Annotated in this window: 1 protein-coding gene; it reads left to right on the forward strand. The window is 69.4% G+C overall.

Translation table 11 applies throughout. The features are described 5' to 3' along the window. Positions 1 to 563, forward strand: a 563-nt coding sequence (locus tag ACVMYR_RS33155) for an AMP-binding protein (protein ID WP_457123706.1), incomplete at both ends; no start/stop codon positions are given.

The following is a 563-nucleotide window of genomic DNA, read 5'->3' on the forward strand; positions in this document are numbered from 1 at the left end:
GTGGACGCGGGGCTGGTGGTGTGGGTGGCTGGTGATGGGTCGGGGTTGCGGGTGGACTTTGCGGTGGAGGAGTTTTCGGCGGGTTGGGTGCGGGGGTTCGTGGATGCGGTGGTGACGCTGGTGTCGGCGGGTGTCGCCGGGACGGAGGTGGCGTTGTCGGGGCTCACGTTGGTGTCGGTGGTGGAGCGGGAGCGGTTGTTGGGGTGGGGTCGGGGTCCGGTGCGGGAGGTGCCGACCACGCCGATTCATGACCTGGTGGTGGGGTGGGCGGAGCGGTCGCCGGAGGCGGTGGCGGGCGTGGCGGGTGGTGTGGTGTTGACGTATGGGGAGTTGGAGCGCAGGTCGGGGTTGGTGGCGGGGTTTCTGCGGTCGGTGGGTGTGGGTTGCGGTGATGTGGTGTCGTTGGCGTTGGATCGGAGTTTGTGGACGTTGGTGGCGGCGTTGGGGGTGTTGCGGGCGGGTGCGGCGTACACGCCGATGGATGTGGCGTGGCCGGCGGAGCGGATGCGGGTGTTGTTGGCGGATCATGGTGCGCGGGTGGTGTTGACCGTGGGTGAGGTCGC

It is taken from the genome of Micromonospora sp. PTRAS2 (assembly GCF_054052245.1).